Origin of the sequence: Ekhidna sp., from assembly GCF_963691765.1 — a bacterium.
Taxonomy (GTDB): Bacteria; Bacteroidota; Bacteroidia; order Cytophagales; family Cyclobacteriaceae; genus Ekhidna.
The window spans coordinates 1,233,197-1,250,122 of the sequence record NZ_OY829375.1; the positions used below are offsets into that span (position 1 = coordinate 1,233,197).

12 protein-coding genes are annotated in these 16,926 nt (G+C 39.5%); 5 read left to right on the forward strand and 7 right to left on the reverse strand.

The features are described 5' to 3' along the window. Position 1: 1 nt before the first annotated feature. From ACY650_RS05810 to ACY650_RS05825, 4 genes are all read right to left on the reverse strand, one after another. The gene (locus tag ACY650_RS05810; RefSeq protein WP_462252673.1) at positions 2 to 1,114 is read right to left on the reverse strand and encodes a THUMP domain-containing class I SAM-dependent RNA methyltransferase; all 1,113 of its coding nucleotides are present in this window, start codon (positions 1,112 to 1,114) and stop codon (positions 2 to 4) included. Between the two features lie 140 nt (positions 1,115 to 1,254). Further along, on the reverse strand, positions 1,255 to 3,180 hold the full coding sequence (dnaK, locus tag ACY650_RS05815) for a molecular chaperone DnaK (RefSeq protein WP_462252675.1): 1,926 nt from the start codon (positions 3,178 to 3,180) through the stop codon (positions 1,255 to 1,257). 314 nt (positions 3,181 to 3,494) lie between these two features. After that, positions 3,495 to 3,689 (reverse strand): hypothetical protein, encoded by a 195-nt coding sequence (locus tag ACY650_RS05820; RefSeq protein ID WP_462252677.1) that lies wholly within the window; start codon positions 3,687 to 3,689, stop codon positions 3,495 to 3,497. A 2-nt stretch (positions 3,690 to 3,691) separates the two neighbouring features. Beyond that, on the reverse strand, positions 3,692 to 5,296 hold the full coding sequence (locus ACY650_RS05825; RefSeq protein ID WP_462252679.1) for a class I SAM-dependent methyltransferase: 1,605 nt from the start codon (positions 5,294 to 5,296) through the stop codon (positions 3,692 to 3,694). 115 nt (positions 5,297 to 5,411) lie between these two features. On the opposite strand from ACY650_RS05825, the gene ACY650_RS05830 reads away from it, so the two are divergent. The 4 genes from ACY650_RS05830 to ACY650_RS05845 are packed head-to-tail and all read left to right on the forward strand — an operon-like array spanning position 5,412 to position 8,912. Next, positions 5,412 to 6,992 (forward strand): peptide chain release factor 3, encoded by a 1,581-nt coding sequence (locus ACY650_RS05830; protein WP_462252681.1) that lies wholly within the window; start codon positions 5,412 to 5,414, stop codon positions 6,990 to 6,992. Position 6,993: 1 nt separating this feature from the next. Further along, the gene (locus ACY650_RS05835; RefSeq protein ID WP_462252683.1) at positions 6,994 to 7,677 is read left to right on the forward strand and encodes an RluA family pseudouridine synthase; all 684 of its coding nucleotides are present in this window, start codon (positions 6,994 to 6,996) and stop codon (positions 7,675 to 7,677) included. Continuing rightward, the gene (locus tag ACY650_RS05840; RefSeq protein ID WP_462252685.1) at positions 7,664 to 7,975 is read left to right on the forward strand and encodes a DUF6787 family protein; all 312 of its coding nucleotides are present in this window, start codon (positions 7,664 to 7,666) and stop codon (positions 7,973 to 7,975) included. The genes ACY650_RS05835 and ACY650_RS05840 overlap by 14 nt, the downstream gene beginning before the upstream one ends. Continuing rightward, positions 7,959 to 8,912 carry an aminodeoxychorismate synthase component I gene (locus tag ACY650_RS05845; RefSeq protein WP_462252687.1) on the forward strand — a complete coding sequence of 318 codons (954 nt, stop codon included), beginning with the start codon at positions 7,959 to 7,961 and terminating at the stop codon, positions 8,910 to 8,912. The genes ACY650_RS05840 and ACY650_RS05845 overlap by 17 nt, the downstream gene beginning before the upstream one ends. On the opposite strand, the gene ACY650_RS05850 is transcribed toward ACY650_RS05845, so the two are convergent. Together ACY650_RS05850 and ACY650_RS05855 are read right to left on the reverse strand one after the other, a co-directional pair. Then, a complete protein-coding gene (locus ACY650_RS05850; RefSeq protein WP_462252689.1) occupies positions 8,909 to 9,385 on the reverse strand; it encodes a hypothetical protein in 477 nt (158 codons plus the stop codon). The two genes, ACY650_RS05845 and ACY650_RS05850, sit on opposite strands and share 4 nt — an antisense overlap. 25 nt (positions 9,386 to 9,410) lie before the next feature. Beyond that, the gene (locus tag ACY650_RS05855; RefSeq protein ID WP_462252691.1) at positions 9,411 to 12,656 is read right to left on the reverse strand and encodes a WD40/YVTN/BNR-like repeat-containing protein; all 3,246 of its coding nucleotides are present in this window, start codon (positions 12,654 to 12,656) and stop codon (positions 9,411 to 9,413) included. A gap of 229 nt (positions 12,657 to 12,885) precedes the next feature. Between ACY650_RS05855 and ACY650_RS05860 the strand changes: the two genes are divergently transcribed. Then, complete coding sequence (locus ACY650_RS05860) at positions 12,886 to 13,992, forward strand: fatty acid desaturase family protein (protein WP_462252693.1); 1,107 nt, start codon at positions 12,886 to 12,888, stop codon at positions 13,990 to 13,992. Here ACY650_RS05860 and ACY650_RS05865 read toward each other — a convergent pair. Further along, the gene (locus ACY650_RS05865; RefSeq protein WP_462252695.1) at positions 13,989 to 16,904 is read right to left on the reverse strand and encodes a CHAT domain-containing protein; all 2,916 of its coding nucleotides are present in this window, start codon (positions 16,902 to 16,904) and stop codon (positions 13,989 to 13,991) included. The genes ACY650_RS05860 and ACY650_RS05865 overlap by 4 nt on opposite strands. Positions 16,905 to 16,926 lie beyond the last annotated feature (22 nt).

Here is a 16,926-nt window from a genome sequence, read left to right on the forward strand (position 1 = left end):
ATTAGTATAATTCGTATTTACAAAAATCACATTCAAGCTTGCCATTATAAAGCTTGATACGATCTGAATCTTTAAGCCCTATTTGTTTTAGGGCTTTTTTATTTGAACTAATCAACCATGCGTCATATCCTACAAAGTTTTGCTTGAATGCATCCCCCATGGATTTATAAAATTCAAGAATATCATCTCCTATCCGCTCACCGTAAGGTGGATTGGTTATGATCATCCCTTTATCATTGATGGGTTTAAAATCCCTGAAATCCATAGTTTTGATACGTACTTCCCTTCTCAATCCAATTTTACCCAATGCTTTTCTGGCAAGTGTAACCGCACTGTCATCAACATCGATGCCAGTCAAATCCATACTTGGCTTACGCATCTTTCCAAGCTCCTCATTTTTTACATTGTTGAAGAGTATGGGGCTGTAGTGTGGCCAAGTTCTAAAACCAAACTCTTTTCTCTTCAGGTTTGGTCCCATATTCATGGCAATCATCGCTGCCTCGGTAAGGATAGTCCCACTACCACACATGGGATCTACCAGTGGAGTTTTTTTATCCCATCCAGACATCATCACCATTCCAGCAGCCAATACCTCATTCATCGGTGCTCGGTGTCCATCTTCGCGATACCCGCGCTGATTTAATGCAGCACCAGAACTATCCATGGAAATAGTAAAAAAATCGTTGGCACAATGCACATTGAAAAGCACATCAGGCTTCTCTGTATCAATAGAAGGTCTCCTTCTATATTTATTTCGATATTGATCCACCATGGCATCCTTAGTTTTCAATCCCACATACTTGGAATGGGTAAAAACCTCTGAAAAGACAACCGGATCTATAGCAAAAGTCTGATCTACATCCAGGAAGTTAGACCAGTCAAATTCCATCACTTTATCATAAAGTTGCTTTTCATTTCGAGCTTGAAATGTATGAATAGGAACCAGGATTTTGAGAGCTGTTCGCAGGGATAGATTTGCTCTATAAAGAAATGCTGGATTGCCTTCACACTTTACTCCACGTGTAATCTTCTCTACCTTCTCTCCTCCTAATGCCTTTACTTCTTCCGCAAGGATATCTTCAAATCCGAAAAGTGTCTTGATGGTTAATTTCATAGGGATGCAAAAATACGCTTCATTAAGTAGCTCAATACATTATAAAGAGATGAATTATAAAAAACCCTCCCCGATTTATCGAGAAGGGCTTATCAATCTATATTCAGGGTAAAGTCAGATCATTCTAACCACAAGGGTGGTTATTTCTTATCTTCCTCTACTTCTTCGAATTCGACATCCGATACATCATCAGCAGCACCTTCAGCACCTGCACCAGCATCAGCACCCGCTGCGCCTGCATCAGCACCACCAGCTTCTTGCTGAGCTGCATACATCTCTTGAGATGCTGCCTGCCATGCATTGTTCATCGCTTCAAGAGCAGCATCAATTTCAGCTAGATCTTGCTTGCCATGAGCTTCTTTAAGCTTAGTCAACGCACCATCGATAGCAGTCTTGTTACCTTCAGAAAGCTTGTCTCCAAACTCACTTAATTGCTTCTCAGTTTGGAAAATCATCGAATCTGCCTGGTTGATTTTCTCAACTTTTTCTTTGGCTTGCTTATCTGCTTCAGCATTCGCTTCAGCTTCTTGCTTCATTTTCTCGATTTCCTCATCAGTCAATCCTGACGATGCCTCGATTGTGATTCTTTGCTCTTTTCCAGTGCCTTTATCTTTTGCACTCACGTTCAATATACCGTTTGCATCGATATCAAACGTAACCTCAATTTGAGGTACACCTCTTGGTGCTGGCGGTATATCATTCAAGTGGAACTTACCAATTGACTTATTGTCTTTCGCCATTGGGCGCTCTCCTTGCAATACATGTATTTCCACTGAAGGCTGATTGTCAGCAGCAGTAGAGAATGTTTCAGACTTCTTCGTAGGGATAGTCGTATTAGACTCGATCAACTTCGTAGATACTCCTCCCATTGTCTCAATACCAAGAGATAGTGGAGTAACATCTAGAAGAAGAACGTCTTTCACTTCACCTGTCAATACACCTCCCTGGATTGCAGCACCAATTGCCACCACCTCATCTGGATTTACTCCTTTTGAAGGCTTCTTTCCGAAGAACTTCTCTACTTCTTCCTGAATCTTAGGGATTCGAGTAGAACCTCCTACTAAGATTACTTCATCAATTTCTGAAGTAGATAGACCAGCATCTTTCAATGCAGCCTCTACTGGTTGCATTGATCGTCTTACTAGATCATCAGCTAACTGCTCAAACTTCGCTCTAGTCAATTTTCTAACCAAGTGCTTAGGCACACCATCAACAGGCATGATATAAGGCAAGTTGATTTCAGTTTCCGAAGAGCTTGAAAGCTCAATTTTAGCTTTCTCAGCAGCCTCTTTCAATCGCTGAAGAGCCATAGGATCTTTTCTTAGGTCGATGTTTTCATCGCTCAAGAATTCTTCAGCTAACCACTTGATGATCACGCCATCAAAATCATCTCCCCCTAAATGTACGTCACCATTTGTAGACTTCACCTCGAATACTCCTTCACCAAGCTCTAGAATAGAAATATCGAATGTACCACCACCAAGGTCATAGACAGCGATCTTCATGTCTTGATCTTTCTTATCAAGACCATAAGCTAAAGCAGCTGCTGTAGGCTCATTGATGATTCTCTTTACATCCAAACCAGCGATTTGTCCAGCTTCTTTCGTAGCCTGACGTTCAGCATCATTAAAGTATGCTGGAACGGTCACTACTGCTTCCTTCACCTCTTGACCTAAGAAATCCTCTGCTGTAGATTTCATTTTTTGAAGAATCATTGCTGAGATCTCTTGAGGAGTATATGCTCTATCTCCAATCTTCACTCTCACAGTGTCATTGCTACCAGACTCAAGTCCGTATGACACATTTTTCATTTCTTCTTTTACCTCAGAATATTTTTTCCCCATAAATCTCTTTACAGAGCTTACCGTATTCTGAGGATTGGTGATTGCTTGTCTTTTTGCAGCATCACCAACTTTTCTTTCCCCTTTGCCATCATCGAGGAACGCAACGATAGATGGAGTAGTCCTTCTTCCCTCACTGTTCTGGATCACTACCGGCTCATTACCCTCCATTACCGAGACGCAAGAGTTGGTAGTTCCTAAGTCGATACCTATGATTTTTCCCATTTCTATGATTTATCTATTATTCGTTAATTCAAGTTTCGATTTTGATTCATCAATGGATGTGCCAAATCAAAAACTGTGACACATTGACAGGACCACCAAGTCGCAGTTGATTATTTTTTGACAAAAACGGAGGAGAATCAAAATTTCTAGAGAGAAATGGCAGTATTTCATTGCCAACGATATTCCGGCTGTCCGCTTACTTCGTGCCGCTTTCCATCCGGTCTAGATTGCGAAGGGGTTTACTCCGACGCTAAATACTTTAATTTGAAATGTTTCGTGAAGACACGATTCAAGGTGGAAGGTCAATCAATTAGTTACTCTTCTTCATCATTGTCATACCTGCTTTTGATCACTCTGACAATCATTAGTAAGATAAATACAACTACTACAGCAATAATTAAGGTGGTTCTAGCATCCTCATGCGTCACCGTTGTTTCACCTGAATCAATGATTTGATATAGAATAAAACCAAGAACAAGGTAGAGAACGTATCTGGAGGATTTTTTCATAATTATTTTAAATAGTTAATACTTACGGTGGCCAACTCTGAATTGGGAAATTTAGAATGGTGCTTAGGATCAATGCTTAAACCTGTCTCTTCAACAACTTTATTGAAGCTATCAATTTCAAGGATATACTGATCAGAAAATCCATGAGTTGCTTCGTATGCTGTACTTGCGGTTTTACCAAGATTCGAGCGTGTCAGTTCTGCGTTCAACCCATGCAGCTCTATTATGATCAATCCAAACTTGTCAATGTATGGCTTCCACTTGCTTAAATGTGCTTTAAGGTTCGCCTCCACTTGATTATTACTCAAAAGTTTTCCTTTCGATGCAAAAGCACCAGTAGATATACTTGTATTCGTAAGCGCCTCCTCTTCTCCATCCCACATTCTATTGTGATCCAAAAATGTTCTGACATTGAGTAGGTCACTGAGATTCATATCATAATCTTCCTTAAGATCATCATCTAGCCGTTTTGGATTACCTATGTCTCCCCATATCACCTTAGCCCAAACATCAGCATTTATCAAATTAGCTCTGGTGACTTTTAATGCTGCAGCGTTATAATCTGCCCCAACCAAAAACAAAGGATATTCTTCCAGCATCTTCCCTCTTTGGGTTTTATGGAAGACCACGTCGAAGATATGAATCAGAAATGCGCCATTGCCACACCCCATGTCTAAAATTCCCTTTGGCTGTTCCGTGATCGGCCTATTGAATAAATCAATAATTATGTTATCAACTTTTTCAAAGTATGCTACATGAGCACCACCACTGCCCCAAACATTCATTTCTCGGTCCACACCTTTTTCTTTTTCTCCCTCTTCAACTTTTAAGATCTCTGGATTTCCAAATATGAGTTGGTCCAGGTTTCTGAATGTTGGTATGTAGGAAACGGTGACTCCATAAGCAGAAGATCGCTTGGCAAAAAATAGTCCCTTCTCTGTGAATTTATAGGTGCTGGTCTTTTTCTCAAACCACCCCAAATAGGTGAAAAAGTCCAGGATTTGTTCGAAACTTTCAGGGTCTTGATGATACTCAGCCGGGCTAAAGCTCATTTCCATGAAGTACTTATGAAACATTCCTCCCATTCCTAGTTGTACCGTACTAGGACCAACAAGCACTCCTTCAATATGCTTTAAAATTTGATTCTGAATTGCATTCTCGTCTTCATCAGATGATAGTGAGAAATATCCATTCGTGTATTTTTTTGCAATCCTATTCCAAACCTCGAAAGGCTCCTTTTCAAATTTTCGAGGATGAAATTGTCCGGAAAATTTCATTAACTCTACTACTTCTGAATAGTATCCAGCATGCGAAAATGCGTACTGACTTGATTTATTGGTTGCTACTGTTATCTCATTGGTCTCGTTGTCCACCTTATATTCCAGCCACCCCTGAGATGCAAGCAATCGAATGGCTACATTGAGGTATCCTGTATTTGCATGAAAATGCTCACTTAATTCAATCAAATTGACTGATTTCTTTTCCAAAAGAAAATCGAAGACTCCTTTGGCATTAAGCTCGAATACAACAGCTGCTACTCCTATTCCATCCAGGTGTCGAAATAGCTCTGATCTGTATGCGGCATTTCTTTGTTTTACTGATTCCATTGCAAAATTTAAACACAGAAATTTATCTTAATTCTTGAACTTCTCAATCAATATTTATTCAAGTACTTCAAGGCTAATTGCTATTGGCTAATTTTGCGGATCAATTTGATCAATTATGACGCTGGAGCAGGAAATAGGAAGACGTAGAACTTTTGGTATCATCGCCCACCCGGATGCGGGTAAAACTACATTGACGGAAAAGCTACTCTTATTTGGAGGAGCGATTCAAACAGCGGGAGCAGTAAAATCCAATAAGATCGATATGGGTACTCGTTCTGACTGGATGGATATCGAAAAGCAGAGAGGTATATCTGTTGCTACTTCCGTAATGGGGTTTGAATACAAAGATCTTAAAATCAATATCCTGGATACTCCTGGTCACAAGGATTTTGCAGAAGATACCTATCGGACACTTACAGCAGTAGATAGTGTCATAATGGTAATCGACTGTGTTAAGGGTGTAGAGGAGCAAACAGAAAAGCTCATGGAGGTGTGTCGAATGAGGAATACGCCAGTGATTTGTTTTATAAACAAACTAGATCGAGAAGGACAAGATGCTTTTTCTCTATTGGATGAGATTGAGGAAAAATTAGATATTAAAGTTCGTCCTATGAGTTGGCCTATTGGTATGGGTAAAACACTGAGAGGAGTTTATAATATTTATGAAAACAATGTCAACCTCTATGAGCCAAATAAGCAAAAGCGAGTAGATGAGGTTGTTGAAATTAATGGTGTAGATGATCCGGAACTGGATAAGCACCTTCCTGAGTCGTTGGTAAATGAACTTAGAGAAGAAATTGAATTAGTGAACGGAGTCTACGATGAATTTGACGAGGAGACCTATCGAAAAGGAGAAGTAGCTCCCGTTTTCTTTGGCAGTGCTGTTAACAATTTTGGTGTTCGAGAATTGCTCGATTGTTTCACTCAGATTGCTCCCTCTCCAAAGTCTCGTGAGACGGAAGCTAGAGAGATCAAGCCTGACGAGAAGAAATTTTCAGGATTCATTTTTAAGATCCACGCCAACATGGATCCGAAGCATAGAAATAGGATTGCATTTGTTCGAGTTTGCTCTGGCAAATTTGAACGTGGAAGCAACTATTATCACGTCCGTCAAGACAAACAAATTCGATTTTCGAATGCAACAGCTTTCATGGCACAGCAAAAAGAAACAGTAGAAGAAGCATTCCCAGGTGACATTGTTGGACTTTATGATACCGGAAACTTAAAAATTGGAGATACCCTGAGCGAAGGAGAAAAAGGCCTATATAAAGGAATACCTTCCTTTTCTCCTGAGATGTTCAGAGAAGTTATCAACATGGATGCAATGAAGTCCAAGCAACTGGAGAAAGGTCTGAACCAGCTAATGGACGAAGGACTTGCTCAGTTATTTACTTTCGAACTTGGTTCCAGAAAGGTGGTCGGCACTGTTGGAGCACTTCAATTTGAAGTATTGCAGCATCGTCTTTTAAATGAGTACAGTGCCAATGCGAAGTTTGAACCAGTGAACATTTATAAAGCTTGTTGGATAAGTGCAGAAGATCCTGCCAAATTGGATGCTTTCATAAAAGACAAGCAAAGACATATTGCCAAAGACAAAGAGGGCAAGTTGGTTTTCATGGCAGAGTCAAAGGCATGGTTACAGATGGTACAGGATAACTTCCCTGACATTGAATTCCACTTTATAAGCGAATTCTAACATGTCAAAACCAAGAGTAATATTAGAGGACAATCACTTGTTGATTGTAGAAAAACCAACAGGATGGTTGGTGCAGGGTGATGAAACAGGAGATGGTACACTTACTGGGTGGGCTACCGAGTATATCCGTAGAAAATATAATAAGCCCGGGAATGTTTTTTGTCAACCTTGCCATCGACTGGATCGGCCAGTAGGTGGTCTGGTAGTATATGCAAGAACCTCAAAAGCTTTAGAGCGGATGAATAAGCTTTTTAGAGAAAGAGACATTTCGAAAACGTATTTAGCTATTGTAGAAGGAGTACCTAAATCTCCTGAGAAAGTATTGAAGCATTGGCTCGAAAAAGACTTTCAAAAGAACAAAGCACATGCTTACTCTAAGAAAAAAGGCAGTGCTAAAGAGGCAATACTTTCTTATCGAATGCTCGCTACCCACAGTCGAGCTTCTCTACTTGAGATCAAACCAGAGACGGGTAGGCCACATCAAATCCGAATTCAAATGCGCGAGAATGGCACATCTATTCGTGGTGATTTAAAGTATGGTTTTTCAAAAGCCAAGCAAGACAAAAGCATTGATTTGTATGCATATAAGCTTGAGTTTCAACATCCGGTTAAAAAAGAATCTTTGAAATTAATTTCTAAACCTAATTGGCCTGATTTTCAGGAATTCATTGATGAGTTGGATTAAAAAATTGCAAGAAAAATGGGGCCTAAAAAGCCTGTTTCAGGTAGTCATCGTGCTAATTGTGTTTGCATGCACTGGATTTACCGTATTGTTTATTAGAGAGCCTATTTTGAATCTCATCACAGGAGGTGGCGAAAAAGAATGGTGGATGACCGTGATATACATTTTGCTAATTCTCCCCATCTATAACGTCATTCTTCTATGCTATGGATTCCTATTTGGTCAATTTGCCTTCTTTTGGAAATATGAGCAAAAGATGTTGAGGCGCTTTGGTATTAAGGTCAATGCTGACAAAGAGTGAGGCGATATCGAAATTAAACGAGCTCGGTAGGAATAAGGAATCATTCTCATTCTATTGTGATTTCTTAGGAGAGCAATGGTTTATAAATGACGCTCATACCAAGGAACATTCATTTCAGTTACAATTAGGCTCCAAAGCTGATATCTCGGCTAAGAAAGCTAGTTTCAAAAAACAACCTATCGGTTTTGATGAATTCAAAACAGCATTTGATCAAGTCGTCCATCAAATAAATATTGGTAATTCATTCCTTACCAATCTTACTTTTCAAACTCCAATTGAAACAAACCTTTCACTAAATGAAATATTTAGAACCTCAACTGCTAAGTATAAAGTACTAGTTCCAGAGCAGTTTGTAGTTTTCTCGCCAGAGACCTTTGTGAAAATTAAAGATGGGTACATTTATTCCTATCCCATGAAGGGGACGATAGATGCTAATCTTCCTGATGCAGAGGATACAATCTTAGGAGACATTAAAGAAAAAGCAGAGCATGTCACAATCGTAGATTTGATTCGAAACGATCTGAGTCAGGTTGCTACGGATGTTGAAGTTTCCAAATTCAGATACATAGACGAGCTAACAACCAATGAAAAGAAGTTGCTGCAAGTAAGCTCTGAGGTAAAAGGGAAACTCATACCTGATTGGAACGCGCAAATTGGATCAATTCTTAGCAAACTTCTACCAGCAGGTTCCATTTCTGGTGCTCCTAAACCAGAAACCATCAAAATCATTCAAAAAACCGAGGGTTATGATCGCAGGTTTTATACAGGCATCTGTGGACATTTTGATGGAGATTCTTTAGACACAGGTGTTATGATTAGGTTCATAAAGAAAGAAAATTCACAACTATTCTATTGCAGTGGCGGAGGCATCACCTCGTTCAGTGAAGTTGAAAAAGAGTATCAGGAAATGATAGATAAGGTTTATTTACCTATCTAATTCAATGCTTGTGGTCTAAGTGTAAAGCTTACAACAACGCCTTTTCCCAAAATTTTTTTTGGAACATTGATGAAAAATGGAATGCCTTCATTTAAGAGTTCGCATCTAATATTCTCCTTTAAAACTTTAGTACTGGTCGAAACACCATCATCTTTCAGTGTCCATGAAAATTTCTTCTTCTTAAGAACGTAAGTGCCTGTATTCAATGATTTATTTTCAGAAGAGAAAAGTGTCATCTTCCCATCATCGAATGTAGCTGAAGTAGGGAAATTAACTAAATCCTCACCTACAACCTGTTCAAGTGTGTCGACTCTAGATTCCTCTCCCTCAATTCTAGTCGTCTGAGTGATGATAATTGAACTCTGATCCACAACCCAAGTTTCCGGGAAATCACATTTCTCCGATTGAGCATTAGATCTCATCAGAATCAAAGAAGCAAGACAAAAAACCAATGTTCTCATATAATCAAACATACTGATTTTTTGTCTTTACTTGTAACTATTGCCCTTCGATCCATGATCCTCCAGCTGATTTGACTTTATCGGCCAATTCAGATGCCTTGGATTGATGACTTTGAAGCGTATTATTCATTGTATCCAATTGGTCATTTATAATCTTCATGGTTTGCTGATGAGTATCTGTAGGTCCATAAGTAGACATAGAAATACCTCGATATAATGCAAATAAGCGACCGCCAATTGTAGGCTTGCTTCTTTCACCAATCTGATTCTTAGCTGGATGTCCGTTTAACTCGGTATCTAGTTTATCTAATTGACTTCTTAATTCAACAATATCTGTCAACATATCACCACCTACATTAGCTTTTCTTGCAGCAGCAAACAACTTATTAGTCATCTTACGTGCATTTGAAAGCTGGATGCTGGTAGCACCAACTTCTCTACTCAGCACTTCGTAGTCCCTCCAGAAAGCAACAACCTGATCCATTGATTTACCTTCAAGAGTACCTTCTCTTAGCGGAGTTACTTCCACTTCTACAGGACCAGCAAGTTGAGTAAATGCTCCTCTTTCAAACTTGTGGAGGGTAGCAGTATACATTCCTGGCGCACAAAGCAAGCCATTTAATTCTCCTGTACTTCCATTCAAAGAAAGTGCTTCCGTACCTCCAACACGAAGGTTCCAAGCTACCCTGTTAAATCCCTTCTTATTCGAGGCTTGTACCCTGTTGATAACTTTACCCTGATCATCTTTGATTTCCAGATAGACAAAAGGTTCAATTTCTCTTGTCTCCTCTTCCAGTGCATCCCAACCCGGGAAAGGAACATTCCCAGATCTTCCTTTTTCTTTATCCTGACGAAGACTTTCCAAACTTTTAATATCATCTTTTAAGTAATATGTAAATACAGCTCCAAAATCAGGATTAGGTGCCAAGTAAAGCTGTGAACCTTGAGAACCACGGGCATCGTCAAAGTCTACAGTAGATCGTTCTATATACCACCATGCTTTTCGAGGCGTGAATAAAGTAGCAGCATCTTCTAATTGTGATTTACTCACCTCGCGAAGTGCAGTGTAATCATCCAAAACGTAGAATCCACGACCAAAAGAAGCAGCCACAAGATCATTTTCTCTTCGCTGAATGGCTAAATCACGAAATGAAATTGTCGGAATACCAGCTTCTAGCTTTGTCCAACTTTTAGCACCATCCACGGTAACGTAAACTCCAAATTCAGTCGCAGCAAACATTAGATCCTTGTTGACATGATCTTGAACGATTCTCCACACTAAATTTTTTGTACCTAACCCATTTTCAATGCGAGTCCAGCTTGCACCCTTATCTGTACTTTTCACAAGATATGGTCTGTAATCTCCTTCTTTGTGATTGTCTAATGCCGCATACAAAGTGTTCTCATCAAACAAGTCAGCTTTCACATCATTGACGTAGCTGCGGGATGGAACACCCATTGCACTTACTTCGATCTTCTTCCAAGTTTGCCCTTCGTTTTCTGTCACCTGGATCAATCCATCATCTGTACCAATAAAGATCACTTGCTCATTTTGAGGAGAAACTGCTATTGAAGTGATCGTATTGAAGTTGGACATAGCTCCAACATCCCATGGTGAGTCCCAGCTCTGAGTTCTCCCCATAATTGGCAACGCAACGCGCTCCTGGTCTCTGGTTAAGTCGTCAGATAACGCCGTCCAGCTATCTCCTCGATTGGTAGATTTCCACAGTCGTTGCGATCCATGATAAATTGTAGCCGGATCATGTGGCGACACTAAGATTGGCGCATCCCAATTGTATCGTTCGTAATCTTCATCTGCTCCTGGCTGAGGCATTACATCTGTAACTTCTCCGGTAGCAAGATCAATCCTTGAAAGCGTACCTTGCTGACGCTGGCCGTACATAATGTTTGGATTTCCAGGCTCTGTTGCAGGCTGATGTCCATCCCAATTTAATACCACCTTCCAATCGGCATTTCTAATGCCGTGATGATTGTCTGTTCTCGATGGCCCTCCTTCTGTGCTATTATCTTGTGTTCCTCCATAGACATTGTAGAAAGGCTCAGCGTCATCTACAGCTACTTTATAAAATTGCGTCAGTGGTAAATTCTCCATGTAGCGCCATGTGGCACCAAGGTCAAACGTTTCATATACACCGCCATCTGTACCTACCAAAACATAATTAGGATCCGAAGCCTTAAAAGCTATGGCATGATTATCACCATGCTTTGCTGTCTCATCCATAAATTCAAATGTTTTACCTCCATCTTCCGACTTCATCAATCGATTGTTCATCATATAAAGTCTATCAAATTTGTGCGGAGAAGCATATATCTCTTGATAGTAGTGAGGACCGGTAGCACCAGAAACAGCATCGGACATCTTTGACCAACTACCTCCACGATTGTCAGACCTCCAAACGCCGCCTGTTGTACGATTCAATTCGATTGCTGCATACAATACATCCGGATTTATCGGTGAAATCGCTAGACCGGTTTTCCCCCATTTGCCCTCTGGCAATCCAGTTTTCAATTGTGTCCAGGTATCTCCTGCATCATCACTTACATAAAGTCTGGATTTTTCGCCACCACCCATCCAGGCAGCTATGGTTCTATGATGCTCCCACGTAACCGCATAAATCCTATCTGGATTACGTGGATCGTAAACCATGTCAGTAACTCCAGTATATTGATCGTCTCCTAAAGTCTTTCTCCAACTTTTTCCTCCATCAATAGATTTATAAAATCCTCGCTCACCTCCAGGGCTCCATAGTGGGCCTTGCGAAGCAACCATGATTACATCAGAATTTTCTGGATGAACAATGATCTTGGAGATATGCTCAGAGTCTTTTAAACCCATGTTGGTCCAACTTGCACCGCCATCAGTACTTCTATAAATACCGTCGCCGAATCCCGCATGTCTACCGCCTACGTTTTCTCCGGTTCCTACCCATACAGTATACGGATTGTTCGGATCTAGCGTCACACAGCCTATGGAATAGACAGGTTGATCATCAAATACAGGCTCGAAGGTGGTTCCGGCATTGACCGTTTTCCATACGCCTCCAGAACCTACAGCCACATACCAAACATTTTCATTTGTTGGATCTATTGCTAAATCAGCAATTCGACCTGACATAAACGCTGGTCCAATATTTCGAAACTTGTAATTCGAAAAAAGCTTAGAATCTATTGGTTTTACAGTGTTGGAATTTCTTCTTTGAGCATCAGTATGGTAGGTGAATAAAATTACCAAACTGAAAAAAGTGAGGATAATACGCTTCATAATTTAAGGTTAAGTTTCATTGGAATTTAATGAAGAAAATACAGACTCATTTAATGGCATTGATGAATGGCAGCTTCAGTGTTAGAGCGGTAAATTCTCGTTCTATTTCAGCATTCAAACGACGTACCCTATTGATTACCAGTCTTTTCTTGATAACTTTGCGGCGGCAATTTTCTTCAAACATCTACCTCATTATAGTGTTTGAATAAAAAGAGTAAATCATACTGGAATGATCAGATATAAATTTGAAAATAAGTTAGACAAGGAGTTTGCAGCAGCAATGCGCACAAGAGTAAACGCATACTTTTTGGATAATGAAATTCAGCGTAATGCCAACACTAAGATGATAGTAAAAACAATCATCATCTTATCTATGTATCTGATTCCATATTTTTTGCTCATATCTGCAGGATTTACCAATCTATACCTCTTAATGGGCTTATGGATGGTAATGGGTATTGGTAAAGCATTTATTGGCACAACTATCATGCATGATTCAATTCATGGATCTTATTTCAAGAAAAAGTCCATGAATGCAATAATGGAGTTCTCAGCAGCCATCGTAGGAGTAGACAGACTGATTTGGCACATTCAACACAATGTGTTGCACCATACTTATACCAACATTGAAGAAACAGATGAGGATATCTTACCAAGAATTGTATTTAGATATTCTAAAAATCAACCGCATAAGTGGTTTCATAGATTCCAACACATATATGCACCAATTTTCTATTGCGTGCCCTTGTTAGAGTGGATCACTACTAAAGACTTTATCAAAGCGTTCGATTACCGTCGCGAAGGGCTAATTAAGAAATCTGATTTCCCTAAGGAATTCGCACTTATTGTTATTAGAAAAATATTTTATTGGGTGGTGTTTTTAACCCTACCAGTATTGTTAATCCCAATTCCTATGTGGATCACAATACTGATGATCTTCGTTTCTCATTGCATCACTGGCATCATGCTAGCTATGATTTTCCAGACAGCTCATGTGGTTGAACCTGCAGAGTTTTTTAAAGGCGAATCTGAGCATGTTAAGCATAGCTGGGTAGCTCATCAACTCAGAACTACCTGCAATTATGGCATGGATCACAAAGTATTATCATGGTTTCTGGGTGGGTTAAACTATCAGATTGAACATCATTTGTTCCCAGACATATGTCATGTGCACTACCCGGCTATCTCTAAGTTTGTACAACAGACGGTAAAAGAATTTGATTTACCATATTATGCTTTTCCATCATTCGGTGCAGCTGTCGCCAGCCACTTCAGACATATGAAGGAAATGGGTAGCGCGAAAGACTTGAAGGTAGAAAAAATGCAAGTGGCTTAATTGAGCATCACAAAAGCTCCCCAATAGTAAGGCTCTGGAAACTTTTCACGTAGTGACTTTTGCGCGCTGAAAAATGCATTTTCTTTTGATTGACCGCTCATCCAATTTTGGTAAAATGAACTCATCAATTGCTTAGTGGCCTCATCACTCACTTTCCAAAGACTCATTATAACTGAATTAGCACCTGCAACTTGAAACGCACGTTGGAGCCCATATACACCCTCTCCCGATTTGATTTCACCTAACCCTGTTTCACAAGCACTTAAGACAACCATATCTGTATTTTTCAGGTCAAGTGTTATTACTTCATAGGCGGTAAGAATCCCATTGTTTGTTGTGTTTACTTCAGCGTTTTGTGAATTATCCCCCATTGTTTGCTCAGCATTTGCTAGCATCAATCCTGACCTTAGTAACGGATTGTCTTTTACTTGTCCTACATCTACACCAAAAACTTTATCTCCAGAAGTTTGATTTTCAGGAAGAAAGAATCCATGCGTAGCGATGTGCAATATCGATGGAGATGAAATCTCCTTAAACTTCTTCTCAGTAGCCTGATTTTGCATGTAAAGATTGGTAGTAAATCCTTTCGACTTGGTGATTTGACTGATGGCCTCCAGTTCTACTTTAGTTCCAGGTAGAGGGGTGAGTAAGCCCTTCGATCCAAAATTTGGATAGCCGAAAAAATCTGCTTTTTTATTTCCCGGTGATTCATTGCTGCTCTTTAGAATATCTCTCGTACTTGTATATAAATGGAGATCTAAACCATCAGAAACATAGCTATTATCAGCTCGCCTTAAAGCTCCAATATTTACTTGAAAGTAAACACCATCTAATGATAAATGAATGCTTTTCTTTCCTGACAACTGATCGTCGACAGGCTTCCAAAACTTATCATAAGTGATACGATCCTGGGCCTTCACTTTCACCATATTCAAGTAGGCCTTGGCATACTTTCCATCTAATTCTTCACCATTTTCAATCAAGACAAGCTTTGGATCTACTGACTGGAGATCTGCAATTAGGAATGCATAATTTTTCTTGCTAGTGAAATTTCTATTGAAAACAGGATATCCAATAATCTCAACTGCCGCATCATTTGAACCAAGTTTTGTTTTTACATCAGCTAGCGTTGTAGCAGGAAGCTCATTTGCACTTGCAAAAGAGGTGGAAAGTCTATTTAGTTCTTTCTCTAGACTATTTGCCTTTGCCTCTTCCGCGGGCACATCAATCCCGAGGTTCTTTATCTGTTCTTTCGAATAAGTGTAATACAGCAGTATGTTTTCCTTTGCATCTACCCATTCGTTGTAGGTATTTATTAAAGATTCATTCCCACTGTGTAAGATTTGCTCCCTCACTTTACTCGATGCGCTTAGTAAAATCCCTTTTGTCTTCAAATGAAGGTTATACATATCAGTAAGTAACTCTGGCCTACTTCCACCTTGCTCCACTGCATAGGCAAAAAACTTAAGAATTGATGGTCTGACTTTCGCCCAGTATTGGCCTTTTTCATACTCGCTCATAGCACCGAAGTACTTTTCCACTAAATCGAGATTGGTGGTGAGGACATGATCAAACTGAGACTCTGCAGTTGCATAATTTCCTTGCTTCCATGACACAACCGCCAAATCTTCAAGTGACATCAAATAGTCAGGATGGAATTCATTGAAAGTTGATAGGTAGGCCTGGCTAACTTCATTCAAAATAGTATTTGCTTCAATTAGATCCCCAACTGTCAAATGATATCTCCCCAAGTTATGCTTAGTCTTGATATATGCTGGATGAGATTTGGAGTATTTATTTCTAAAGATTTTAAGCGAATGCTCCAATAAAGCAGGAACCTCAGAAGTCTTGCCCATCTCCATCAATGTGGAAGCCAGGTAGTTTTTCACATTCCCAACATCCGTCTGATTTTTAGCAAAACGTTTTTCTTTTAAGGTAATTACCTCTCTGAAAATCCTTTCTGCCGTCTCATATTCTCCTGCACTAAAATGAATAAGGCCTTTATTAATCTTAAATCCCACATTGTCTCTTCCTTTATCTCTTAATGCACCTCCAGCATATTTTGATGCTAAATCAATGGTTAGTAAAGCCTCTTTAAATTGACCAATTTCATTGTATAAAAGTGCTTTATTATTCAGGAACAAGGCATGAGAAAGTGATCCCACGCGCTCATTAGTTTTTATGATATTTTCAGCTTTATTAAAATACTCTTCAGCCTCCGTATACCTTCCCTGAGATTGAGAAATCGTAGCATGATTGGCATATAAGGAGGCTAATGCAGCAGTATTTTCACCAATTATCTCTTTAAAATATTTGATGGTCTCCTCAATAAATTCTTCCGACAGCTTGTACTTTCCTTCTGCGTGTAACATGATAGAGATATTGGCAATGGTCTTACCCAGTGCATATCTATCTGCAATATTCATGGTATCCATTTTTACGAGCTTCTTGATTTCAAATGCTTCATCAAAAGATGGAATGTCATGAACCATTAAGTCCAGTGCATCATTAAAATTAGAAGTTGCTATGTGAGGATTAATGTAGATGGTTAGCTCGGCAGCACGGTTTAAATCAAAAACTTGCTCATAAATTTCTAATTGAACAGGAGCTGTATCTTCATCTTCATAAGACTTAGCAAAGGTCACGAGAATATTTTCCTTGCTTTCCCGGTTTGCAAAAAATGATGACCTATTGCCTTGTGAGAATATATAATTGTAGAAGGATGTATCTTTTTTTAGCTGGTCTTTTCTAAAATCAGCCATCCTATCATCAGAATTTGTTAAGGCTGCAGGCTCAACTTTCTCTTCTTCTACAACCTTTTTTACCCGATCTTTAAGTTTTCCAAAATTTATTTGCGCGAAGGAAGAAATAGCTAAACCACAGATTAATAGCAATGTGAGGAAGTGACGCATGGCTGGATACATTTAGTGATAC